The sequence below is a fragment of the Myxococcus vastator genome (assembly GCF_010894475.1).
GTDB lineage: Bacteria > Myxococcota > Myxococcia > Myxococcales > Myxococcaceae > Myxococcus > Myxococcus vastator.
Map to the genome: position 1 here is coordinate 1 of NZ_JAAIYB010000938.1, position 641 is coordinate 641.

Annotated in this window: 1 protein-coding gene; it reads right to left on the bottom strand. The window is 51.6% G+C overall.

Annotated features, from left to right (window positions below):
- Nucleotides 1–82: 82 nt before the first annotated feature.
- A partial coding sequence (locus tag G4D87_RS38440; protein ID WP_205507896.1) for a diadenylate cyclase occupies nucleotides 83–641 on the bottom strand: 559 nt, incomplete at its 5' end.

Genomic DNA, 641 nt, shown 5'->3' on the forward strand with positions numbered 1-641 from the left:
CCGTTTATGGGGGCACTTTTCGGATGCGCCTGAACAGACGAAATTGACACGAGCGCACACTCAATGTCCCACAACTCAAGCATCACTCCGAATCTCTAATCATGTCGGAGAAGTGAGGATCAAAAACATCCTCCATCGGCCCCGAACGCCCGAATTCCCCCGACGCAACCCACAACTTTCGCACCACTTCCCGCTGTGCATCCTCGTCCAACCGCAACGCACCACTCAATATAATAAACACATATTCGGAATAATTATAAACCAACTCAAAACACCTTCTCCGCACATCCAGGGCAACTTCACCACCCTCTATCGAAGACATCAAATACTCAAGCTCGGCAGCCAAGTCCGCAACTCGGAACCTCGGACGAAGCCTCGGCAGCAGGTCAACATGACCATCTTCCGAGAAAACAACAGCCAAGCGCCTGACTTGCTCACCATGACAGACATAACGCAGTGCGGAGTTAAATCGAGCGCCACGGGAAGCAGTTCCTCCAAAGTAAGAAGCACCATCAAGGATAACCCCCACTCCATGACAAGTTCCTTCTGGGTCAAGCAGCAAAGCGCCGTCAATGGAAGTAGCACTCACCACCGCCCCACCTGACAAAACAACTGGACAAATCGGCATCTGTCTCTCATAC